Raw genomic sequence first — 21,832 nt, 5'->3', positions numbered from 1 at the left:
GGGAGCTTCATGACGGAAATACATGCACAACAGTCGACGATCGTATTGTTCAGCGGTGATTTGGATAAAGCGATCGCCGCTTTTATTATTGCGAACGGAGCCGCGGCTTACGATCACGAGGTTACCATGTTCTTTACATTTTGGGGCTTGAACACGCTTCGCAAGGATAAAGCGGTGAAAACCGATAAGGGGCTCCTCGAGAAGGCGTTCGGATGGATGATGCCGCGCGGAGCGGATAAGCTCGGATTGTCCAAAATGAATATGGCCGGCATGGGGCCGAAGATGATAAAGCATGTCATGAAAAAGCATCGTGCACTGAGCCTGCCCCAGCTCATTGAGCTGGCTCGGGAGCAAGGCGTAAAGCTGGTGGCGTGTACGATGACCATGGATCTTCTCGGATTGAAGCAGGAAGAGCTGATTGACGGGCTGGAGTATGCCGGCGTGGCCGGTTATTTGGGAGATGCCTCGGATGCGAAAGTTAATTTGTTCATTTAACCTTCTAAATATTTAACGGTGGGAAGCCTCTCCAAATCGGCTATAATATACCCATACGAGTATGGAGGGGATCGCGATGCAATATGACGACGATATGAAGAGAAGGCTGCGCCGGGTGGAAGGACAAGTTCGCGGCATTCTGAAAATGATGGAGGAAGAGAAAAATTGCAAGGATGTAGTCAGCCAGCTGTCGGCCGTACGCAGCGCCGTCGACAAGACGATGGCCCACATCGTCGCGGTCAACTTGGAGAAATGCATCGTGGAAGAGAGAGAAGCGGGGAAGGATACCGGCAAGCTGGTTCAGGAAGCGGTTGAGCTGCTGATCAAGAGCCGGTAATGTCCGCTGATAGTAACTGCATGTTTTACAGTTATGGCGTGGAGAGCCGGCTTTCATTGTCCGGCGTCAGGCTCAATAATAGGGAGATATCATCACGTACACGATAACTCCGGTCAAGCTGACATACAGCCACAGAGGCATCGTCCAGCGGGCCAGCTTGCGGTGGGCGGGAACTTTCATCTGCAGCCCTCTGGCAAGCGTAAACAAGGCGAGCGGCACGATGACCGCGGCCAGCACGATATGGGTGATCAGGATGAAATAGTACACTCCGGCCAACCAGCCGTCGCCGCCGTATGAAGTGGATTCCGACAAGGCGTGGTACGTCAAGTAGGTGACGAGGAACAGGGCGGTCGTAGTAAAGGCGGCGAAAATGAACCGGCGATGCCAAGTAATATTTTTGCGCAAAATCAGGAACAGGGCCAGGCTCAAAAATACGAATGTAAATCCGTTCAAAATGGCGTTGAACAACGGCAGATACGTATAGTCCTTCTGGCTGTCGCCCATTTGCGGCACAAACAGCAAGGCAAGGATGACGCCGTTAATGATCACGGTTAAAGCGACGATGCTCAGTGTAATCAAACGCTCCTGGGCAGGAGTCTTCGCACGGTTCATTTCGTTATCTCCTTTCAACTCATTTTAAACTTACCTTTACGCTCGGCCGCTGTCAACGAAGCTTCTGTGAACGTTTCGGCACGTATTTCGTAACGAAGCGGTAGCGCACATGTGGGAAAAAGGCCCCGACGTCGCCAAGGGCGAAGTTCGGGGCCTTTCAGTGCTCTCGCCGCCTATACCCGGTGCGCTTTCTGCGACGGCCTGGCGAGCGCATCTTGCCACAATTTGCGCCACTCCTCGTAATCGCTTAGCACACTCGCCGGATTGCTGCGGCTGCGGGCTACGAACGAGGGGTGAAACGCCCGGCCGGAGGCGGCGCCGGTTTTATGGTAGCGCAGGTCGAGCGACCAACGCACATGGTCGGAACGGTTGGACGTTCCCCGGTGCGGCGTATATTTGTTCATAATGACGATGCCGCCCTTGCGGCATTCCGCCGAAATGGGCTTCGCGGCGGGCAGAAGCTCCGGGACGATGGTCGTGCCGCCCTCCGCCTGATGCTTCAGATAGCCGCCCTTGAACGCATGCGGGATGATTTCCATGCAGCCGGTTTCTTTGGTCGCATGGACAAGCGGCAGCCAAAACGTAATGATTTCGGAAGCGTCGGAGTCGTCGGACGTGACTGCTGCATCCTGGTGCCAAGGTACGTTGTTCATGCTGACGGCTTGCTCGCCATCTCCTTTCCACGGCATTTTGGAGCGCAGATGCTGGATCGGATTGCAGGAAAGCTCGCTCCCGAGCAGGCATTCGACGACGTCGAGCAGCCGCTCGTTGGTCAGAAACCGAAACATGGCCGGACCGAGCAAATGCATGATGTCGAATTTCCGGTTGATTTCAGGACATTGCTCGTACAGCAGGGCAAAGCGCCTTTCGAACGGCTCGTTCGGATAAAGCTCGGCAATCCGGCCTTCCTCATGGAAAGCTTGCGCCCGCTCGTCGATGAACCTTTCAATTTCCGCGATAACCGGCTGCAGGTCCTTCTCGGTCAACACGTCCTCCGCTATCAAATACCCGTTCGTCTGAAACTCGATTATTTGCTCCACGGACAATGCCATTGCGGCTCTCCTCCTGCTTCGTAAATGATTTCTTCTTCAGTATAGAAAACCGGAGGATGGGCGCGTAGGAACAATTTATCCCGGAATCCGTACGATTTTTACTTGTATGGACGACATGCGAAATTCAGGCAGGAGATCGGGAGCCGCTATCGAACTATACCTACGTCACAATAGACCGGGGACACGGGAGGGGTGCCGAATGGACGTCCGGCTCGAAACAGGAGGGCGCTCCTACACGATCGACCATATTACGACCAATTTGATGACCGGACGCAATGACATCCGGGGGGTGCGCCATTCCCATCCCGTATTCCATATCATGTACATATTGGAGGGGAACGGCTTGTTCACGGTGGGCCGTACCGCTTCCGAGGTCGGACCGGGCATGCTGCACATTATTAATCCGAACGAGCCGCACCAATTCCATTTCGGGACGAACGGGCCGCTCGTGAATTTGGAGAGCACATTCGTGCTGCGAGATCGTAGCGGCGAGCCCGCCGAGATCAATTTGTTCGACATGATCGAGGAGAACCGCTCGATCCGCATCGCCGAGCCGCTTCGCGTTGCGCCTTTATCCGTTCCTCACCGGTTCCGCCCGATGCTGGCCGAAGGGTATCGCCGCATTCTCGATTTATACGACATCCCGCTGCTGAAGTCCCATTTTGCGGTTACGGTCGTCGATCTGCTGACGCGAGTGGAAACGATATTTTCCAGTATCGTCCAATCGGAGGGAGAGCCTCATACGGCGGAGGAAACGGTCGAGCGCGCCAAGCGCTTCCTGCTGTCTAACCGCCATCGCCCCGTTACGCTCGGGGAAACGGCGCAATCGGTGCATGTGACGCCCAACTATTTATGCCGGCTGTTCAAGGAGCATACCGGCGATAGCCCGATGGGCTATCTGCAATCGGCGCGGATGCGGGAAGCCGGCAGCCTGCTCGCCTTTACCGATCTTCCCGTTTATACGATCGCGGAGAAGCTCGGCTACGAGGAGCCTTCTTATTTCGCGAGACTGTTTCGTCGCGCATACGGTCAGTCTCCGCAAACATACCGGCGACACCGGCTGTCGGCCGACAAGCCCGAATGATGACGATTATGGCCGACGATATCCGGGATTTTCCTCTGTAAAGGGCGCGTCGCCCGCTAGAACTGGGATAATTTGTGGGTTGACTTGGCGAAAAACGGTATGCTACCCTAAAACCCGACTTACAAAACAGGCCGAATCCGGAATATTCCGAATATCCGGTACGGGGGACTTCTTTAAATTGGGGTGAATGTTCGCGCTTTTCGGCGGACAAGGGAACAACCTCTTCCCTAACCCGTCAACTAACCTCGGAGGCAGCAGGAGGGAACCTGTTTGAACCGTTTTTGGAAAACCGTTGTGTTGTCGTGCGCCGTATGGATGTCCGCTTCCGCCGTACATACCGTACACGCTTCGGCCTATCCGGCCGAGCAGGGCGTCAAAATCCAGGTGAACGATCAGCTCGTCCAATTTCCGGAGGCGCGTCCGTTCATCGACAGCGACGGTCAGACGCTCGTGCCGATGCGCCCCGTGTTCGAGGCCATGGGATACCATCTCGACTGGAGCTTGGATAACGGGCAGACGACCATTTCCGCCCAAGATGTCAAGAAGCGGACGATGGTAGTGAAAACCGGCGCCGCCGAGGCGCAGCTGGACGGCAAGCCGGTCAAGCTGCAAAGCGGAGCGCAGATGCGCCAAGGGACCGTATACGTGCCTTTGCGGCTAGTCTCGGAAACGCTAGGTTATATCGTCCAATGGGACAACGACAACGGGATCGCGATCATCGGCCAAGACGGCAATTACCATGCGCCGGCCTGGTATGCGCAGACCCAAGCGGACAAAATCGCGGAAACGGCCAAGAGCTTGACCGGCATCCGTTACGTTTGGGGAGGTACGACATTAAGCGGCTTCGATTGCTCGGGCTTCGTCAATTTCGTATTCGAGCAATACGGCATCGATCTGCCGCGGACGTCCCGTTCCATGTACGACACGGTAGGGCAGTCGGTAATCGGCCTGCAGACCGGAGACCTCGTATTTTTCAATATCGGCAAAGTGACGACGCATGTAGGCATTTACTTGGGAGACGGGCAGTTCGTATCCGCCACGACATCCCGCGGGACGAAAATCGATTCGATCTATAGCTCCTATTGGAGCTCGAAGTTTATTGGCGCGAAGCGCATTCTGTAAGCCGGAATACCGTCAAGCCCAAATAAAACCTCCAAAACCGCCTTTTTCATAGCGGATTTGGAGGTTCTTTTCTGCCATTCGTCAATTCGCCGGAAGGCTGGAGGCGAGCCGGTCCATAAGAGCCGCCATTTCGGAACGCTGAATAGGGTAGTCCGGCCGAAACATGCCGGGCTCGTACCCTTGCAGAGCTCCTTGCACGGCTAATGCTTGGATGAACGGATATGCCCAGTAGTCCGAATGGACATCGGAAAAGGCGGCTTTCGCCGAAAGCGGGGCATCCGGCTTCAGCGCTCTGGCGAGCATCGCCGCCATTTGCGCGCGCGTGACGGCGGCATCCGGCTCGAATTTGCCGGCGGCAACGCCATCCACGATGCCCGCTTGCCGGGCGGCGGCGATCTCCCCGCTCGCCCAATGCGAGGCGGGAACGTCGGAGAAGCCGGACGCGATTCCGGTTCCCGCCTGTTGTCCCGGTAGTATCGCCCGGGTCAGGATCGCGGCCGCCTGAGCCCGCGTCAGCGATAAGGTGGGACCGAACAGCCGCGGGGAGGTCCCGGTCATCCACCCTTTCGAGAATACGGACGCGATCTCGCTCCGGGCCCAGTGCCCTTCGGCATCCTCGAAGTAAGCCCCGTTTACCCACAACGACATGTAGCTCCATACGTCGCCGCTTTCCTGCCCGAGGCTCCAGCTCCCCGTCCCTTTCAGTCCGTATTGCTCGACGAGCTCCAGCTTGCGCTTCATCGATTGCTCGTTCTCATGCCAGATGACGTAGGTCCCGGGAGTTAGCGTCTTGTAATTGACGACGGGGGGCGTCTGGTCGGGGCCGACCGTGAAGGTGCTTACGGCCGATTCGCTCTTCGTATCGTACGCGGTCGTCCCGCCGTATCGCGACACGAGGGCGTCGACGGCGCTGTTCGCGATGCCGTCCCCGCTTATCGTTCCGTCCGTCTTCCAGAATCGGCCGTAGAACGGGAGGCCGAGTACGATCTTATCCGCGGACGTATAGTTCAGAGCGTACCGGATCGATTGCTCGACATAGCCGATACTCGCCACCGGACCGGGAACGGAATCGCCGATCGACGTTTCATCGTAAGCCATGAGCATCAAATAGTCGCTGCTGCCGGCGAGAGCGGCGTAATCGTAGGAGCCCGGCCAGCCTTTCGTCCAGCCCGTCGGATTGGCGCCGACCGCCACGGATACTTCTTTGCCGGCCGGCAGCCGCTCCCGCAGCATTCTCACCAAGTCCGAATAGTCGTCGCGAGACGTCTCCGTTACGTTCTCGATATCTACGTTGACGCCGTCCAAGTTGTATCGTTTTACCGCTTCGACGATTTGCGCGGCGAGCGCATCGCGCTGCTTCAACGCTTGCAGCCCGACGTTGCGGTCCCAGTGGTTGCTTAAGAACGGTACAACCTTGATGCCTTGCTCGTGCATGTCGTTCACGAATGCAGTATCCAGCTTGTCGGTAATTTGCAGGCTTCCGTCCGCCTTCAGATCGAAATAGCTGGGCGATACGACCTGAAGAGCGCCGCCCGCCCGGTCGACATACTGCGCGTAGTCGGACGTACGTCCGTTATAAAGGTAAGACATTTGAAAGCGGGAGGCGTTCGCCTCGGAAACCGCGCTTATCGATAAAAAAGTGGCGGCAAGCGCCGCTGCAACGCGTACTCGTCTGAAAAAAGCCATAGGTGCAAATTTCCTTTCTATTAAGATTACTTCCATTTTGCAAAAAAGAAGGGAGTGCGAACAAGGCGTAAATATTGTCAATAGGACTCCGCTTCCGCAAGAGAAACGCATGAAAACGTTTGCCTTTATCGCCGCTGCCGCCGATTGTATGGTAGAATGATAGACAGCAAAACTAAAATGACGCGCAGGTGATAGAAATGGGCACAGTACCAACAGGCGTTCGCGGATTGGACGTATTGATGGAAGGCGGCTTTCCACGAGGCTCGACGATCATGGTCGAAGGTGCTCCCGGAACCGGCAAGACGACTCTGGGCATGCAGTTTCTATATCACGGGGCGGCTATGGACGGCGAAGCCGGAATTTACGTTACGTTCGAGGAATTTCCGGATCAGCTATACCGCGATATGCTCGCTCTCGGCTGGGATCTGCGGAAGCTGGAGGCGGAAGGCTTGCTTCGGGTCATCAGTATGTCGCCGGACATCTTTCTGGAACAGATCATCGATCCGGGAGGGCTTGTCGAGAAGCTGATCCGGGAGATCGATTGCAAGCGGGTCGTCATCGACAGCATCAGCCTGTTCCGCTACGGTGCGGCCGACGAAGAGGGGCACCGCCGGATGCTGTACCGGCTGCGCAACATTCTCCGCAGAATGGACTTGACTTCGCTGCTGATCAAAGAGCGGGGGACGACGAGAGAGGAGACCGGATTCGAGGCGTACATCGCGGACGGCTTTATCCAATTGCAGTTGAAGCAGCAAATGGACAAGTACCGGGTTCGTACGCTGGAAATATTGAAAATGCGCGGAAGACGCATTCGCGAAGGCGAGCACGTGTACCGGTTGACGGACGACGGCATCCGGCTCATCCCGGCCCGATCGATGATCGAGGACTTGGCACTCCTGAACGGCCAGGAGAAGGTGCCGACCGGCATCGGGGTGCTGGACGAGCTGCTGGAGGGCGGATTTGCCCAGGAAAGCGTCTATTTGCTGGATACGAACAGCAAGGCCAACTACAAGTATTTGATCGCTTCGGTGCTGGCCAACCGCGTGCGCGCGGGAGACAAGGTGCTGGCGCTGCTGTCGAGCTTCCTGACGCCGCAGGATCTGAACAAAATGTTAGCGCTTCAAGGGCTTTCGATGAGCGAGATGGCCCAGGAGGATCGAATCTTTTTTATCGAGCATTACACGCGCCCGTATCCCAAAGATTGCGAACCGAACGTGATGGATGTAAGCGGGTTGGATAACTTGGCGTACCGCAGAATCGTTCAGGAGAAAATCGGAACTTTGGTTGAAGGCAGCGGCAATTGGTTTATTTATTACGATTTGAACACGGTAATAGCCGAACGCGGCAAAGATTATGCGACGAAATATTTCGCCGAGGATTCCGCCGGCGTGAAAGCGCTCGGCATGACGATGATGGTACTGTGCAATTTCAGCGAAATCGGACCTGAAGTTTCCGCTTTTTTGGAGAGAACATGCAACGGCGTCATCCGCACCTGGGTTGACGGCGCTTATCAATATATGCAAGTGATCAAATCGCCGAACGGCGTTATTTCCGAGCCCTATGTGGTGGAGACGACTGCTCAGGCTCCGTTCATGAGATTGATTTGAAGTCCGCGCGCGGACTTAAGCGGGAGGACGAACGATGAACGAGGAAGACTTATGGCAACTGCAAATGGAATGCACCCGTTTTTTTCAAAACAATCCGTACAGCATGGAGACGGTGGAAGGCATATCGCTTCGGCTCGGACGCAAGACGGAGATTCTCGATCCGGTGCTCGGCAGACTCGTTTCGCTGTCTATCTTGGAGAAGACCGGTAATGGGTCGCGTTCCATATACCGTTATATCGAGCCGAGCTATTCCGGCGATTTGGAAGTGCAATGGAACATCAACTGAGCCAAGTGCAAAGCCTGCTGGATTTGTATGCGCTTGAAAGCGGCTTGTCCGTCCTGCTGACGAACGATCGTGGGGAATGGTTAACGCGACCGTCCGGTGCGATCGTGCCGCCAAATTCGGAGACCGGGGCTTTGCGGGCCGGAATCGAATCGCATCTCCAACAATTGATTCAAGTCTTTTCCTCGGTACGGAACGGCATCGTGTGCGATATTTCGCCGGGAGTCCGTCTTTTTATGGCTCCGGCGCGTCCGAATAAGCGGCAAACGTATTACTTATGGGCAGGATGTCTGGTGGACGAAAGGGCGGCGTCCCGCACGCAGGGGCAAGCCACGCCCGGACAGGCGCATTTTCCGTGGAGTGAGGCATGGCCGTCTGTCCGGCAAAATTCCGCTGCGGATACCGAGAAGGCGCTCGCCCAGACAGGCAGGCTCGCCGCAATCGCGGAAGGACTGCTCGAGCAGGAGTATGTTCAGGAATCGCATTTCCGGCGCACCGAGCTGCTGCGCCGATTGACTACGGGCGGGGGAGCGTTCGGGGAGTGGGTCGCCGCGATGGCCGAGACGGTCGATGAGGCCGATTTCGTCGGCTTTGCCGCGAAGACGGAAGGACAGCGGTTCGTGATCCGAGAATACGCCGGACCGGCGGCCGAAGCGCTGCAGGGGCTGTCGTTTTCGCTCGGGGAAGGCTTCGTGGGCCAAGTCGCCACCGCTCGCAAGGCTGCGTTCTGGGACTATGTCGCCCAGGACCCGCGAACGTTTGTATTTACCGGACGGGGTCTTTACCCGACGTCGCTTTTTTGCGTGCCGGTCATGAGGGAGCGCGAGCTGGCCGGCGTATTGTTCGGCGGCAGCGTCACGGAGCCGTCGATCGGCAGGGAAACGCAATCGTTCGTGCAGACGTTCGCCGCAAATTGGACGATGGGCATTACGCTCGAGGCGGTCCGCGCGGACCGCGACACGAACTTCACCCGGCTGTCCACGTTCGTGGAAACGTGCGGGTCGATCAACCATGCCCAGGACGCGAAGCGGCTATCCTACATATTGGTGGACATGAGCCTGAACTTGGTGGAAGGACCATTCTCCTGCGTCGTGCTGAAGCAGTCCGACCATAAGGTGCAGCTCGTATCGAGAGGGCTAGCGCAGCAGCAAGCGGAACGTTACGTGAAAGAGGTGGCGGCACGCTGGTCGAAGCCCGACGGAGGCGCGGCGGGGCTGGAAGCCGAGCTTTGCGAGCAGCCGGGCATGCCACCTGTGCTCGAATGCCCGTTGTACTACCAGAACGAGCTGCTCGGGGTATGGTGCATCGCTTTGAAGCATGCGGGCCAATTCGCCCTGTACCGCGACTATATGATCATCGTGGCGCAAGCGGGAGCTTCGGTCATTTACGGGCTGTGGGAGAAAGGGAAGGTCGGTCGGGGCGATGCGGTGCAGCTATTGAACAGGGCGCTGGGCTATTGGGACTCGTACGCGCATGAGATGACGCATGAAGCGCAGGAGCTTGCCTTGCCGTTCGCCCGCTCCCTGAAGCTGCCCGACAGCGAGATCAAGCATATCGGCGAAGCTTGTCTCATCTACCCGTACTCGCCGGCCTTCTTGACCGGCCTTCTGCCGAGTCCGGAGCAAATGGAGATTATCGGGGATTTCCATGCCATTACCCGTCTCCTCGAGGAAGGCAAAGCCCGAGGCTCCGCTCCGGCCTTCGGCGTAGGGGGGCAATTGATCGCGCTTATTTATTTTTACTTGCAGTTCAACCGGGACCTGCAGGCGCTCGATCAGTTGTGGGCGGTAACCCCCGAGCTGAGGACGGCGTTCCGCTCGTTCTGCGATTCGAGAGAGGTCGTCGAGAGCGAAATTGTGATTGGCGGCGAAGAGGCGGCGGCATCTCGGGACAATTCCGCTTCGGACCTTCCCGATATACGCAATTTGAAGGACCTCCCGCCGCTCTCCGCACGAGAGAGAGAGGTGCTTGGGCAAGTGCTGCAAGGCAAGAGCAACCGCGAAATTGCCGAGCAGCTCATCATTAGCGAGCACACGGTCAAAAACCACATGACCAACATATTCCAAAAGCTGGGCGTGACCGACCGGGCTCAGGCCATCGCTATGGTGTACAAGGCAGGTTGGAACCGTTGAGCCGGCCGCAATGTTCTTAATTAATGCGGCTAACCGTTAATGGCTTGTAATATGAAGCGTGTGTAAGGTGCAACACGTAAAGCCCCCGCTGAGAATAAGCAGCGAGGGCTTTTGCTCTGTAAGCTTTCATGATGTCAAATTCCTCCTGGTTTGCTTAACGTGCCTAAAGTTATCGGACGAGCTCGTCCATGTTTTACCAAAAATCAAAATATCTTGTGCAGTCAGGGAGGAAAATGTTGGTGCAGCTTAGCGTTCGGCATACAAAGCTTATTGTTGCATGTATTGCAATAGCTACTTTCATTAGCGGTTGTTCGGGTTCGGACAACAATGCGGATACGGCCGGGAATCCGGAACCGGTAGACAAGCCTTCCGCCTCTGTCGCCCGGCAAAACATGGATCCCGGGAAGGAAGCGCTCGGGCAGAAGGTGATCGCGTTCGAGCATCGGCTGTACGACATCGAACGGCAGGCTATCGGGATTTCGAAAAAAGCGGGGGAAGAAATTTTGGCATCGGTTAAAGGGCAGCCCGATTTCGCGATTTTGCGGGAAGCGGAGCGCACTTATCTTCAGATTGCCGACGATTACAAGAAGCTGCCGATTCCGGAGGGGCTGTCCCCGGCAGACTCGACGGTTTTGAAAACGGCGAAGGAGGACTACGCTGCCGCTTTTGAAGCGAAGGCGAAGGCGCTGGAGGCGGTAATGCTTTATGCCGTTAACAAGCAGGATAGTGCGGCCTACAAAGCGGCGGACGAAACGAATCTGGGCGAGAAGCTGATCCATAAGGCGGTTGCATCGGTCATCGCACTGCAGCTTAAATTGGGTGTCGATTTTACGCGAAAAAAGGATTATCCGATCGACGATTCGACAGGGCAATCGCAGATTGCGGCGAAGGGGAAAGAACAAGCGCAGACCCAGGCGCCAGTGGAAACCTCCGCCCCCGTGCAGGCCAAAAACGAAACGCCGCCCTCCCCGCCAAAGGCCCAAAACGCGAATGCTTCGGCAACGCCGGGTGCTTCATTGCCGGAAACCGTGTTGAAGAAGGGCGCCAAGGGCGATGCGGTAAAGGCGCTTCAAGAAGCGCTGATCCAGGTCGGCGAGTCTTTGCCTGCGGGCGGTGCCGACGGGTTGTTCGGCGACGGCACGGCGGAAGCTATAAAATCGTTCCAGCGCAAAAACGGCCTTTCGGCCGACGGGGTTTACGGTGCGGCGACGCAGCGGGTGCTGCAGTCCAAGCTGGGCAGCGTGCTGTCTATCACGAACGGACATATCGCGCTCAAGGGCGTCCACCGGGGCATGACGGAGGATGAAGTTACCCGTTTGTTCGGCAAGCCGCGCAGCATCGAACGCGACGGTTATTACGATGCGTCGTTCGAATACAGCTTGCTGTCGGTCGGATTTTATGACAAGACAGCGGAGGGCGTTACCTACTTGGCCGATCCGAGTATATTGCAAGACCCTTTCCTGACGAACTTCCCCGGAGAAAAATATGCTGGAAAGGACGGCAAAATAGCCGTGTACTATTTGCCGCAGTCGAAGGAACAGCTTTTTTTCAAAGAAGATGGCGGTGCATTGCGCACATACATTAAGCAGGATGACGACAATTTCAAATTCCAAATCAACAAGGGAACCTATAGGAAGGTAGAGTAGGCCAACGGTGCAGCCGCCTCCATGGGGGGAGTCGTCTTACCAATCATTAAGTGCCGTCAATTGCGTCTGCAAGTCGCAGTTGGGCGGTGCTTTCTTTATGCGTAATGGGGAATCGCTCGAAAGCCATGTTTCGGCGATGCCTAACAAGTTTAGTTTACTGTAAGGGGAAAAACCTACTCTGTTTCCAATTTTATATATATCGGGAAGGTATGAGAGCTAAGGTAGGAAGCGTCTTGACCATAAACGGATATGAATAGGAAAGGAGTGGGACAAACCGTCATCCCTTCCGAAGGAAAAGATAAGAATAGCCGGGGATACCTTTTTCGTCGCGAAAATCGGAAAATGGAACTAACAACAAGAGCGGCAGAAAAAGTCGGAAGGATCGAAGGAGTGGATCGATATGAAACTGGAACTGATCGAACAACAAGTCGCGGCACTGGAGCGTCGCGAGCCTCAGACGTCATTTTTGCTCAGAAGATTGAAACGGCATCATGCCCCCACATACCGTCAAAGCTTGCTCACCGCCCACTACGCGCTGCAATTGGCCATGGCGCTTGGTTATACGGAAGAAGAACAACTGGTGCTGTTCCGGACCGCACTGCTGCACGATATAGGCAAGCTGCACACCGCGCGCGACGTTCTGGACAACCGGCATCGCCTGTACGAAGGAGCTTTGCTGCAGCTGCAGGAGCATCCGAAGCACGGAGCTTCCATTTTGGAGTCCTATATTGCGAGCGGGAAGGTCGACGGGGAAGCGGTTTTGCATCATCACGAGAATTTGGACGGAACGGGATATCCATTCGGGCTCACGTGGAAGTCGATATCCTTGAATGCCCGCATTCTGAGAATCGCGAGCAACTTTACGACTCTGACCGACGACCGGACGTCGATCGGGCTATCGAGCCAAGAGGCGCTGGAGGAATTGTACTGCTGGAGCGACGTTCTGTTCGACGCCGAGCTGGTCGAGCTGATGAACCATCTGTACCGCGAGCAAGCCCAAACGAAGCGGGAGAAGGAGGATGCAGGCTATGATGTCTCTGTTAAACGAAATCGAAATTCTTAAACGGAAGCTGCACCGCGAGGCCGATCGGCACGGCGATTTGACTCACTGGTATGTCGTGCGTATCAGCCAGCAGTTGGACCAGAAGCTGAACGAATACGAGCGCACTCGGCGCCATTGCGGACCGAAAGCCGGAATCCGGTAGGAGGACTATGAACGGGTACTTTTTTTCTAAACCGTCCTGATTGTGTTATCGTTGGAAGTAACGATATGCGGTCAAGACGGTTTTTCATTTTTACCTGATTCATGGGGCAAAGGAGTAATGCGAATATGGAGCTGCTGCATGTACATATCGAGCAAGCCGGCTATGAGGAGCGGGACAATGTGATCCGCAACGTGGCGTTTACGTTGGGGTCGGGTCAGCTTGTCGGTCTGATCGGCCCGAACGGAGCAGGCAAAAGCACGACGATCAAAGCGATATTGGGTCTGATCAAGAAGACGAAGGGGGAGGTCCGATTTTCCGGCCCCCAAGGCAATTACGCCTACATTCCCGAGCATCCGATCTTGTATGAGGAGCTCACGTTGTGGGAGCATTTGGAGCTGGCCGCTGCTGCATATGGGCTCAAGGCTGACGAGTTCAGGGAGCGGGCGGAGGAGTTGCTGGCCCAGTTCAAGCTCGGCGATGTGCGTCATCATTTGACTACGTCGTTCTCCAAAGGGATGCAGCAGAAGGTAATGCTCATTATCGGCTTCCTGACCAAGCCGGACGTCTATATCGTGGACGAGCCGTTCATCGGACTCGACCCGAAGGCGACCAAGGAGCTGCTCGATACGTTGAATGCGGAAAGACGGCGCGGCGCGGCCATATTGATGTCCACCCACGTGCTGGATACGGCGGAACGCATCTGCGATTCGTTCGTACTGCTGAATGCCGGCGAGACGGTTGCGCAGGGCGATCTGGATCAAATCCGGAGCGACTGCGGGATGCCGGGCGCTTCGTTGTTCGAATGCTTTCATACGTTGACTTGAGCGGGAGGAACGGCATGATTGATGCAAAACGGCTGTTTGGGCGAAGGCTGAGATCGGAATGGAAGTTTCAGTACCGGGTATGGAAAATGGCCGTCGACTGGACGGTGGCGCTGTATATCGTCATTCCCGCGCTGCTGGTCGCGGGTTATCAATACGTCTCGTGGTGGCGGGATATGCCGGGATGGGGTCAAGCCGTGCCGGAGCTCGCCTGGCTGGCGGGGCTGTACATCGCGTGCGGCTTCGGTGCGGTGCGGCTGTTCGTGGAGGAAGCGGATCAATTGTTTCTGATCCGCAACGCGGAATGGATGAGGCGGCTGAAGCTTGGCGGCATCGTCTACTCGTTGTCGCTCCGGGCGCTGGCATCGATAACGGCCGTTTGTCTCGTTGCGCCTTTCCTCATCCTGGTGCACGGCTACGATATACCCCGTCTGCTGCTACTGGCGGGGCTGGCGGCGGCTGCCGGAACGCATGCCATGCTGGCCGGCCGTATTCTGACACTAAGACTGCCGCGCTTCCTGGGCTGGCTGGCCAAAGCGGCGGCTTCCGTCGTGCTTGGAGCCCTCTTCGTAACCGCCGCCGGGCATGAGGCGGCTCCGGTTTGGATGGGGGGCTTGACGGTGCTGCTCGCCGTGTCTACGGTACTGCTCGCCCGGATCCGGCTGAATATCGCGTACGCTTTCTACCAAGACGCGGCGTACGAATCCGATCAGCGGATGAAATTCGCCGCTCTGCTGCTGGGCCAGCTCGTCCCGAAGCCGTCGAAAATATTGAAGCGGTCCAAGCCGCTCGTCCTGCGGAATTCGCGGACCGTATTCCGCAAACGTACGCCCGATCGGGTATTGGCCGAATCGATTTTCAAATCTTTTTTTCGCAGCGGCACCCAGGTGAGGCTTTATGTGCAGTTTACGCTCGCTTGCAGCTTCGGGCTGCTGCTGATGCCGGTTATGGTCAAATGGCTGTTCTGGTTGGCCATATCGCTTCCGCTCGCTTACTGGGTCAAGATGTACGGCAAGGAAGTACTGGGTTCCTCGTTCGTGAAGCTGTTTCCGTGGAAGGAAGAGGATCGCGTGAAAGCGATCCGCAAGGCGACGCCGTTGCTGTTCGTCCCGGCTTACGTACCTGTCGGCTTTGCGCTCGGCTGGACGGCCTACGGGTTATGGGCGGGGCTGCTGCTCATTCCGGCTGGCTGGATAATCGGATACGCAATGGGGGAATTGTTGAACGGCTGGTAGTTGATCCTTCGGAGGGTGAATAAGGAAACGATAGGAGGAATATCCTAAAGGCTGATACCTATTCCATCACGACGAAAGAGGGGCTCCCATGAGTCAGGCACCGATTTATTTCGAGTTCCCGGATTCCGCCGCCGCGGCGATTGCGCTCGACACGCTGACCGAGCTCGGCTATCACGCGCATGCGACAGGCCAGGAGGGCAAAGCGGGCGTCCAACTGTATATCGACCATAACGATTTGACCTCGGCTCTCGAGATCGCACAGGCGAACGGAGGCAATTTGCTGGATACGGACACGACGCCCGCGGAGACCGAATCGTACAGCATGGCGTACGATCTCGATTCCGTTCCGATTCCGGCGCATGTCGTCAACGAGGATTGGCCGGAATCGTACTATACGTCAGCCGGGGGCGGTACGATCGGCTCGGCGGACGAGAATGGAGCCGATCCCGATCTGTTCGATCCGTCGGGTGACGATTACGACCGTTTTTCGGCGGGAGTGCGGCTGTAGAAGGCACGCCATGGGTCTCCCATTAACGCCCCGTGATTCTTTTGGCAGACTTCCTTGATAGCTGGAATCAATCTGAGCACCCTTGACGGTGCTCTTTTTGTTTTCTTGTGGGAGAGAAGAGGCTAGGCGGATGCATAACGGAACGGAAGTACGTTATTCGCTTGGAAACGAAAAGTGGCAGCGCAACAGAGGAACGGAGTTCCTCTATTTACCTTCGCTGCTCTATTTTTTACCGGATTATCACTAATAACGGAAACAGGTTCCTCTATTCTCGGGAACTGCCCTGAAAACGATCCGATAGCGGAGCGGAGTTCCGTTAATAGGCGGAGCATGCTTTTAGCTTGAATTCACGATAGAAGTCAAAACGGTCATGGAAGGAATAAATCGCAGTCATTTCGTATGGAGGCGCGATGACAGTCGGTGTTTCCTTTTTAACTTTTTAATGATGAATGATTGAATCGTTCAATAATGGTTTCATATGTTCATGGCCCCGATCCCTTTATTTTAATAAAATAACATTGGATTAAGAATTTATACGGAACAACGAGGGGGATTGAAAATGATTGAAAAGTTTAAAATCATCGATTGCGATATTCACAATGCGCTGGGCAGCACTAGCGACTTGCTTCCGTATTTGGCGGAGCCGTGGAAGAGCCGGGTCGCGAGAGCGGGCCTCGGTCTGCTGTACTCCGGGTATTATAGTCCGGTCGGCGTGGGGCGGAAGGATGCCGTGCCGCCCGGAGGAGGGGCGGAAGGCTCGGATCCCGGATTCGTCGCCCGGCAGCTGATGGATCCGTATAATGTGGAGTTCGGCATTCTGACCGGCAATTTATTCAGCGTATCCGTCGGACACGATCCGGATTATGCGGCCGCTCTCGCGAGCGCCTATAACGATTTCATGATCGAGCATTGGCTTGGCGCGGATAGCCGCTACCGAGGCTCGCTGCTCGTTTCTTTCCTCGACCCGCTGCTCGCGGCCAAGGAAATCGACCGACTCGGCCGGCATCCGGGTATCGTTCAAGTCGTCATGAGCAGCGCGACGCGAATGCCGCTGGGGCAGCGGTATTATCATCCGATCTACGAGGCTGCGGCGCGCAACGGCTTGCCCGTGGCGATCCATCCCGGCGCGGAGGGAGCGGGACAGTCGAATCCTCCGTCGGCGGCCGGATATCCGACCTGGTATTTGGAATGGCATACGAATTTATCGCAAAATTTTATGGCCCAGCTGACCAGTATCGTCTGCGAAGGGGTGTTCGAGAAGTTTCCCGGGCTGAAATTCGTGTTCATCGAAGGCGGCGTCGCCTGGCTGCCGCATTTGATGTGGCGGCTGGACAAAAATTATACGGCGCTGCGCGCTCAGGTTCCATGGCTGAAAAAATTGCCCAGCGCCTATATTCGCGAGCATTGCTACTTTACGACGCAGCCGATCGAAGAGCCGAAAAACATGAACCATCTGAAAGCCATATTCGAGATGATCGATGCCGAGCACATTTTGATGTATTCGAGCGATTACCCGCACTGGGATTTCGACGCTCCGGACCAAATCTTGAGATGGCTGACGCCGGAAGCGCGGGGACGCATTTTCCATTCCAACGCCAAGCAGTTATACAACCTGTAGAGAGAGGGTAACGGGAGATGACCGTACAATATGTAGCCGAAGCCGAACAAATTCCGGAAGGCCAGCATCGCGTATACGAAATAGCCGGCAAGTCGATCGGCGTCTATAACGTCAAGGGCGAATATTTCGCCGTTCTGAACTATTGCCCCCACCAGGGAGCGGAAATATGCAAGGGGCCGGTATGCGGAACGACCTTGCTGTCTCCCGTGTACGAATATGAATACGGAAGAAAGGGAGAGGTCGTTCGGTGCCCGTGGCACGGCTGGGAATTCGATATCCGGACCGGGAAGTCGCTCGTGGAGGGAAAGCCGAGATTGCGGCGATACGCCGTCGTCATTTCGGAAGGCATGCTCGGCATCGAGGTGTGAGCGGGAAGGGCAGGGCGCTCCGAATCATTATATGTTTATGGGAATGCCCTGCAGCCCCTTCTCTTGTACCAAATGCAGGTCTACGCTTGCGACGAGCGGCTCAGCTTAGGGAGCGGCACCAATGTGATCGGCTGTCCTTTCTGGACGGCCAGCGGCGCGAGTCCGGTCACTTTTTTGAATACGCGATGGAAGTGGGATTGCTCGCAGTATCCGAGATGGTCGGAAATTTCCGCGATCGTCATCCTGCTGTTTTTCAGCAGCTCGCAGGCGACGGATATTTTCACCTGATGGATGTAGTCGATCGGCGTTTGGCCCAGCGTCTCCTTGAACAGCTTCGTTACGTGATTGGGCGAGCGCTCGATATAATCGGCGAGATCGGACAGCCGGATCGCTTTGCAATGGTTGTGGACGATATAATTTTGCAGCCGGGCCATCAAATCATGCTTGATGGCGGAGCTGCGCTGTTTATGCGAATCCTGGATCATCCAGCCGAGCATTTCGGATAATACGCCCTCGCAGATCAACTCATTGCCGGGCGTCCGGTTGAACCATTGCAGCAGCAGCATGGAAAACCGTTGCTTGAAGTAATTTCCGTTATGGATTTTGCAGGTGAAGAAGCCATGCTCCCGGAACCCTTCCAGCAGCGTATCCGCATGTCCGGACGAGGTGAAATGGGCGGAATATTTTTGATGCGGCTCTTTGTCGTTATGGCAGGAGCGGCTCGTGCCGGACGGAATGAACAGGGCTTCCCCTTGGCGCAGCTCGATCACTTGATCCAGCAGCCGGTATATGACCGTGCCGCTCGTTACGTAGATGAGGATATGGTGGTGAACTTGCTTCGGCTCGATTTGCCATTTCTCGATTCGATCGTCGTAAAGGACGGATTTGATCGACAGCATCGGAAAGCCTCCATTCATATAAATGATTGATTCATCCATAAAGAAAAGCTATCGTTCATTGATCGTATAATCAGGTGTGTATTAAGATTATAACAAGAATTTGAAAATATTGAGAGATACAAAGGGAGTGAAATATTAATTGATTCGCGACTGGGAGCGGCAAAAAAGAGAAACATGAAGGCGGTTGTGAATGCGCTTTCAAAAATGGTGATCATCATCAAGAAGGAGTGATTTCCTATGGTAGCCAAAGAGGGGTATAGGAACGGTAAAAGGGCGCTCGTGCTTCTCGTCATGACCGCGCTGCTGCTGGCGGCTTGTACGGGCAAAGAAGATCAAGGCAAGCAGGAGCCGGAAGCGAACAAGCCGAAGGAGCCCGTAGAGCTTTCGATCTGGCAGACGGTGCTGAACGTAAACGAGGAGCAGTTCATGCAGGAGTACGGCAGCAAAATCAAAGAGAAATTCCCCGAAGTGACCTTGCGCTTCATTCCTTACAAAGGGAAAGGGTCGGCGATTCAAGATTTGATCGCGGCGGGTCAAATGCCGGACATCATTTACGCTTCGGTCGGGCACATATTTTTCGGCGTGCTCGATCCGCAGCTCCAGTTCGATATGACGGAACTGATCAAGAAAAACCAATTCGACCTGACCCGCTTCGATCCGGCCTTGATCGAGCGCCAGAAGCAGATGGCGAACGGCGGCGTATACGGCCTGCCGACTTCGATGGATACGCTGGTGCTGTATTACAACAAAGACATTTTCGATAAATTCGGATTGTCATATCCGAAAAACGGCATGACGTGGGACGAAACGTACGAGCTGGCGAAGAAGCTGAACCGTACCGAAGGGGGCGTTGCTTACCGGGGCTTCGGCATGGCGACCGGCGCGATGTTTACGGTGAATCCGCTATCGCTGCAGTCCGTCGATCCGTCGGGGGACAAAGCGCGGTTCACTGCCGATGAAGGATTCAAGAAGCTGTTCGAAAATTTCTCGAGGTTTTACAATATTCCCGGCAACGAAGTAACCCAGCAAAATATTACGCTGGCCAAGCAGCGGGAGCTGTTCGACAAAGACAAGGTGACGGCGATGTTCGTCAATACCGGCGCGTTCGCTTCCTCGACGTATAAAGACACGATGAATTGGGATGTCGTATCGTTGCCTTCCTTCGGCGAAACGCCGGGAGTCGGGTCGCAGCCGATCCCGACCTATTTCTACATTGCGAATCCGAGCAAGAAGAAGGACAAGGCGTTCGAGGTCATCTCCTACCTGACTTCCAATGAGTTTCAGCAATATGCCGCCAAGCAAGGCAGGTTTACGTCTCTGAACGACAGGAGCATCCGGAGCGTATATGGCGACGATATTCCGTATTTCAAAGGGAAGAACGTGAAATCGATGTTTCCGGTCAAGAACGCCTCTCCTACTCCATTGACGAAGTACGACAGCGTGGCTCTGGCTAGCCTCGGTACGCAGTTCGACCAAGTGCTCATCGGCCCGAAGGACATCAATACGGCTTTGCGGGACGCCGTCGAGGATGCGAACAAAAAGATCGAGACGGAGAAAGGGAAATGACAAGCTAAAGCCCCATAGTAGAAGGGGGCGGAGTCGATGCGTCGGAAATAGCGGCGAGTCATGCGGCTAATAGCTGAACGGAAGCGGGTTAACGGGAAAAACCGGTATTAGGGGAAATGGTTGTTCCGCTATTACCGGTTGTCTCGACTTTATGAGAGGGACCCCTTGCATCGGTTTCAGGTCGGCGACTCCGCCGCACTCTTCCCCGCCGTATATCCTGTCGAGAACGCGGCGGTGATATTATAACCCCCGGTATAACCATGAACGTCGAGTACTTCCCCGCAAAAGAACAGACCCGGCATCAGCTTCGATTCCATCGTCTTCGGGTCGATTTCCTTCAGATGGACGCCGCCGCCGGTTACGAACGCTTCCTCGATGGACAGCGTGCCATTGGCGCGAAGCGGGAACGCCTTGGCCAGTTTGGCCAGCTCCGTCCAAGGCTGCTTCGGAATGTTGTCGTACGTGAGGTCGTCCGGGATGCCGGACTTCTTCAGAAGGATAGGGATCAGCTTCTCGGGAAAAAAGCCCTTGAGTACATTTTTGACCGCTTTTTTCGATTCCTCCCGGGCAAGCCGCATCGTCTCGGCGTATATGTCGTCGGCCGTACGGGCAGGGAACAAATCGATCGTCATCGGGACGGTGCGCTCTCCGGTTTTTTTCATTTGTTTGACCACGAACTGGCTGCAGCGGAGCGCGGCGGGACCGGATATGCCGAAATGGGTGAATATCATGTCGCCCTCGTGCTCGATAATCAGCTTCCCTTTCTCGTTCCATACCGCCAAATGAATGCCGCGCAAGCTCAACCCCTGCAGCTCGCGGGTCTGGATAAAAGCGTCGGACGACGTAATCGGCACTTCGGTCGGATACAGCTCGGTAATCGTATGTCCGGCCTCTTGCGCCCAAGCGTAGCCGTCACCGGTCGATCCGGTATGCGGCACCGATTTCCCTCCGCTCGCTATGACGACGCAGCGGCTCTTTAACCGTTCTCCCGAGCGAAGCCAGACTCCTGTCGTTCGCCCGTCTTCATACTCGACCCGGTCTACCGGACTGTTGATGCGGATGGCGACGCCCTGCTCGCGAACCCGGCTCACCAAAGCGTCGACGACCGTCTTGGCCTTGTCGCTTACCGGAAACATCCGCCCCCGGTCTTCTTCCTTCAGCCTGATGCCCATCCCTTCGAAGAAGGCGATAATGTCCCGGTTCCCGAACGTATTCAAGGCGCTGTACAAGAACCGGCCATTGCCGGGAATATGCTTGATCAGCTCGTCCAGCTCCTTGGCGTTGGTTACATTGCACCTTCCCCCGCCGGAGATGCCCAGCTTTCGTCCGAGCTTGTCCCCTTTGTCCACGAGCATCACTTTCGCTCCCGCATCGGCAGCCGCTATGCACGCCATCAATCCGGAAGGTCCGCCGCCGATCACAATAACGTCATAAACCACAACGAATCTCCTTTTTCCGCTTGTTGCCGGAGTAGTTACAGAACATTGTATCGCGTTTTCGGACAAAAGAAAAACGCCGGAGACGGGATCGGCCGGCCGTAGAAAGTCTCCGCCTCC

At 55.7% G+C, this 21,832-nt stretch carries 21 protein-coding genes and 1 riboswitch; of the genes, 16 read left to right on the top strand and 5 right to left on the bottom strand.

Annotated elements, in window-relative coordinates; translation table 11 throughout:
* Positions 1–9: 9 nt before the first annotated feature.
* Together FE784_RS13180 and FE784_RS13175 are read left to right on the top strand one after the other, a co-directional pair.
* Entirely contained in the window at positions 10–495 is a 486-nt protein-coding gene (locus FE784_RS13180; RefSeq protein WP_139602666.1) for a DsrE/DsrF/DrsH-like family protein, read from the top strand.
* Positions 496–571: 76 nt separating this feature from the next.
* Entirely contained in the window at positions 572–832 is a 261-nt protein-coding gene (locus FE784_RS13175) for a metal-sensitive transcriptional regulator (protein ID WP_176706185.1), read from the top strand.
* A 72-nt stretch (positions 833–904) separates the two neighbouring features.
* Here the strand turns inward: FE784_RS13175 and FE784_RS13170 are convergent, their stop codons facing one another.
* Positions 905–1,444, bottom strand: coding sequence for a DUF420 domain-containing protein (locus FE784_RS13170; protein WP_139602665.1), 540 nt, complete (start codon positions 1,442–1,444; stop codon positions 905–907).
* Between the two features lie 173 nt (positions 1,445–1,617).
* Positions 1,618–2,496 carry a phytanoyl-CoA dioxygenase family protein gene (locus FE784_RS13165; RefSeq protein ID WP_139602664.1) on the bottom strand — a complete coding sequence of 293 codons (879 nt, stop codon included), beginning with the start codon at positions 2,494–2,496 and terminating at the stop codon, positions 1,618–1,620.
* 199 nt (positions 2,497–2,695) lie between these two features.
* On the opposite strand from FE784_RS13165, the gene FE784_RS13160 reads away from it, so the two are divergent.
* Together FE784_RS13160 and FE784_RS13155 are read left to right on the top strand one after the other, a co-directional pair.
* The gene (locus tag FE784_RS13160; RefSeq protein ID WP_176706184.1) at positions 2,696–3,580 is read left to right on the top strand and encodes an AraC family transcriptional regulator; all 885 of its coding nucleotides are present in this window, start codon (positions 2,696–2,698) and stop codon (positions 3,578–3,580) included.
* 119 nt (positions 3,581–3,699) lie between these two features.
* Positions 3,700–3,848: riboswitch (cyclic di-AMP (ydaO/yuaA leader) on the top strand.
* Positions 3,849–3,850: 2 nt separating this feature from the next.
* Positions 3,851–4,702 carry a C40 family peptidase gene (locus tag FE784_RS13155; protein WP_246132009.1) on the top strand — a complete coding sequence of 284 codons (852 nt, stop codon included), beginning with the start codon at positions 3,851–3,853 and terminating at the stop codon, positions 4,700–4,702.
* An 81-nt stretch (positions 4,703–4,783) separates the two neighbouring features.
* Here the strand turns inward: FE784_RS13155 and FE784_RS13150 are convergent, their stop codons facing one another.
* Positions 4,784–6,388 carry an S-layer homology domain-containing protein gene (locus FE784_RS13150; protein WP_176706183.1) on the bottom strand — a complete coding sequence of 535 codons (1,605 nt, stop codon included), beginning with the start codon at positions 6,386–6,388 and terminating at the stop codon, positions 4,784–4,786.
* Between the two features lie 197 nt (positions 6,389–6,585).
* Between FE784_RS13150 and FE784_RS13145 the strand changes: the two genes are divergently transcribed.
* The 11 genes from FE784_RS13145 to FE784_RS13095 all read left to right on the top strand — a co-directional run bounded on the left by FE784_RS13145 (position 6,586) and on the right by FE784_RS13095 (position 17,811).
* Positions 6,586–7,995 (top strand): ATPase domain-containing protein, encoded by a 1,410-nt coding sequence (locus tag FE784_RS13145; protein WP_139602661.1) that lies wholly within the window; start codon positions 6,586–6,588, stop codon positions 7,993–7,995.
* A 34-nt stretch (positions 7,996–8,029) separates the two neighbouring features.
* Positions 8,030–8,281, top strand: a complete 252-nt coding sequence (locus FE784_RS13140) for a hypothetical protein (RefSeq protein WP_139602660.1) — start codon at positions 8,030–8,032, stop codon at positions 8,279–8,281.
* Positions 8,266–10,410, top strand: coding sequence for a LuxR C-terminal-related transcriptional regulator (locus FE784_RS42385; protein ID WP_139602659.1), 2,145 nt, complete (start codon positions 8,266–8,268; stop codon positions 10,408–10,410). The genes FE784_RS13140 and FE784_RS42385 overlap by 16 nt, the downstream gene beginning before the upstream one ends.
* A gap of 239 nt (positions 10,411–10,649) precedes the next feature.
* Positions 10,650–12,056, top strand: coding sequence for a peptidoglycan-binding domain-containing protein (locus FE784_RS13130; protein WP_176706182.1), 1,407 nt, complete (start codon positions 10,650–10,652; stop codon positions 12,054–12,056).
* Between the two features lie 400 nt (positions 12,057–12,456).
* Positions 12,457–13,119 carry an HD-GYP domain-containing protein gene (locus tag FE784_RS13125; protein WP_139602657.1) on the top strand — a complete coding sequence of 221 codons (663 nt, stop codon included), beginning with the start codon at positions 12,457–12,459 and terminating at the stop codon, positions 13,117–13,119.
* Positions 13,085–13,261 (top strand): aspartyl-phosphate phosphatase Spo0E family protein, encoded by a 177-nt coding sequence (locus tag FE784_RS13120; protein WP_139602656.1) that lies wholly within the window; start codon positions 13,085–13,087, stop codon positions 13,259–13,261. Before FE784_RS13125 ends, FE784_RS13120 begins: the two co-directional genes overlap by 35 nt.
* Before the next feature lie 125 nt (positions 13,262–13,386).
* On the top strand, positions 13,387–14,085 hold the full coding sequence (locus tag FE784_RS13115; RefSeq protein WP_139602655.1) for an ABC transporter ATP-binding protein: 699 nt from the start codon (positions 13,387–13,389) through the stop codon (positions 14,083–14,085).
* Between the two features lie 14 nt (positions 14,086–14,099).
* The gene (locus FE784_RS13110; RefSeq protein ID WP_176706181.1) at positions 14,100–15,317 is read left to right on the top strand and encodes an ABC transporter permease; all 1,218 of its coding nucleotides are present in this window, start codon (positions 14,100–14,102) and stop codon (positions 15,315–15,317) included.
* Positions 15,318–15,405: 88 nt separating this feature from the next.
* Positions 15,406–15,825, top strand: a complete 420-nt coding sequence (locus FE784_RS13105; RefSeq protein ID WP_139602653.1) for a hypothetical protein — start codon at positions 15,406–15,408, stop codon at positions 15,823–15,825.
* Positions 15,826–16,384: 559 nt separating this feature from the next.
* Positions 16,385–17,443, top strand: a complete 1,059-nt coding sequence (locus FE784_RS13100) for an amidohydrolase family protein (protein ID WP_176706180.1) — start codon at positions 16,385–16,387, stop codon at positions 17,441–17,443.
* 17 nt (positions 17,444–17,460) lie between these two features.
* Complete coding sequence (locus FE784_RS13095; protein WP_139602651.1) at positions 17,461–17,811, top strand: Rieske (2Fe-2S) protein; 351 nt, start codon at positions 17,461–17,463, stop codon at positions 17,809–17,811.
* Positions 17,812–17,891: 80 nt separating this feature from the next.
* Here FE784_RS13095 and FE784_RS13090 read toward each other — a convergent pair whose 3' ends face one another.
* A complete protein-coding gene (locus FE784_RS13090; RefSeq protein ID WP_176706179.1) occupies positions 17,892–18,710 on the bottom strand; it encodes a helix-turn-helix domain-containing protein in 819 nt (272 codons plus the stop codon).
* A 237-nt stretch (positions 18,711–18,947) separates the two neighbouring features.
* On the opposite strand from FE784_RS13090, the gene FE784_RS13085 reads away from it, so the two are divergent.
* On the top strand, positions 18,948–20,276 hold the full coding sequence (locus tag FE784_RS13085) for an ABC transporter substrate-binding protein (protein WP_139602649.1): 1,329 nt from the start codon (positions 18,948–18,950) through the stop codon (positions 20,274–20,276).
* Between the two features lie 176 nt (positions 20,277–20,452).
* Here the strand turns inward: FE784_RS13085 and FE784_RS13080 are convergent, their stop codons facing one another.
* Positions 20,453–21,715, bottom strand: a complete 1,263-nt coding sequence (locus FE784_RS13080) for a BaiN/RdsA family NAD(P)/FAD-dependent oxidoreductase (RefSeq protein ID WP_139602648.1) — start codon at positions 21,713–21,715, stop codon at positions 20,453–20,455.
* Positions 21,716–21,832 lie beyond the last annotated feature (117 nt).

This window comes from Paenibacillus hemerocallicola, from assembly GCF_006265175.1.
GTDB lineage: Bacteria > Bacillota > Bacilli > Paenibacillales > NBRC-103111 > Paenibacillus_AB > Paenibacillus_AB hemerocallicola.
Note: the sequence above shows the minus strand (reverse complement) of the source record. Positions and strands in the feature narration are given on the sequence as shown.

Coding starts and splice junctions, on each gene's coding strand:
- FE784_RS13180 (WP_139602666.1), top strand. CDS start 10: ATGACGGAAATACATGCACAACAGTCGACGATCGTATTGTTCAGCGGT.
- FE784_RS13175 (WP_176706185.1), top strand. CDS start 572: ATGCAATATGACGACGATATGAAGAGAAGGCTGCGCCGGGTGGAAGGA.
- FE784_RS13170 (WP_139602665.1), bottom strand. CDS start 1,444: ATGAACCGTGCGAAGACTCCTGCCCAGGAGCGTTTGATTACACTGAGC.
- FE784_RS13165 (WP_139602664.1), bottom strand. CDS start 2,496: ATGGCATTGTCCGTGGAGCAAATAATCGAGTTTCAGACGAACGGGTAT.
- FE784_RS13160 (WP_176706184.1), top strand. CDS start 2,696: ATGGACGTCCGGCTCGAAACAGGAGGGCGCTCCTACACGATCGACCAT.
- FE784_RS13150 (WP_176706183.1), bottom strand. CDS start 6,388: ATGGCTTTTTTCAGACGAGTACGCGTTGCAGCGGCGCTTGCCGCCACT.
- FE784_RS13145 (WP_139602661.1), top strand. CDS start 6,586: ATGGGCACAGTACCAACAGGCGTTCGCGGATTGGACGTATTGATGGAA.
- FE784_RS13140 (WP_139602660.1), top strand. CDS start 8,030: ATGAACGAGGAAGACTTATGGCAACTGCAAATGGAATGCACCCGTTTT.
- FE784_RS42385 (WP_139602659.1), top strand. CDS start 8,266: ATGGAACATCAACTGAGCCAAGTGCAAAGCCTGCTGGATTTGTATGCG.
- FE784_RS13125 (WP_139602657.1), top strand. CDS start 12,457: ATGAAACTGGAACTGATCGAACAACAAGTCGCGGCACTGGAGCGTCGC.
- FE784_RS13120 (WP_139602656.1), top strand. CDS start 13,085: ATGATGTCTCTGTTAAACGAAATCGAAATTCTTAAACGGAAGCTGCAC.
- FE784_RS13115 (WP_139602655.1), top strand. CDS start 13,387: ATGGAGCTGCTGCATGTACATATCGAGCAAGCCGGCTATGAGGAGCGG.
- FE784_RS13110 (WP_176706181.1), top strand. CDS start 14,100: ATGATTGATGCAAAACGGCTGTTTGGGCGAAGGCTGAGATCGGAATGG.
- FE784_RS13105 (WP_139602653.1), top strand. CDS start 15,406: ATGAGTCAGGCACCGATTTATTTCGAGTTCCCGGATTCCGCCGCCGCG.
- FE784_RS13100 (WP_176706180.1), top strand. CDS start 16,385: ATGATTGAAAAGTTTAAAATCATCGATTGCGATATTCACAATGCGCTG.
- FE784_RS13095 (WP_139602651.1), top strand. CDS start 17,461: ATGACCGTACAATATGTAGCCGAAGCCGAACAAATTCCGGAAGGCCAG.
- FE784_RS13090 (WP_176706179.1), bottom strand. CDS start 18,710: ATGCTGTCGATCAAATCCGTCCTTTACGACGATCGAATCGAGAAATGG.
- FE784_RS13085 (WP_139602649.1), top strand. CDS start 18,948: ATGGTAGCCAAAGAGGGGTATAGGAACGGTAAAAGGGCGCTCGTGCTT.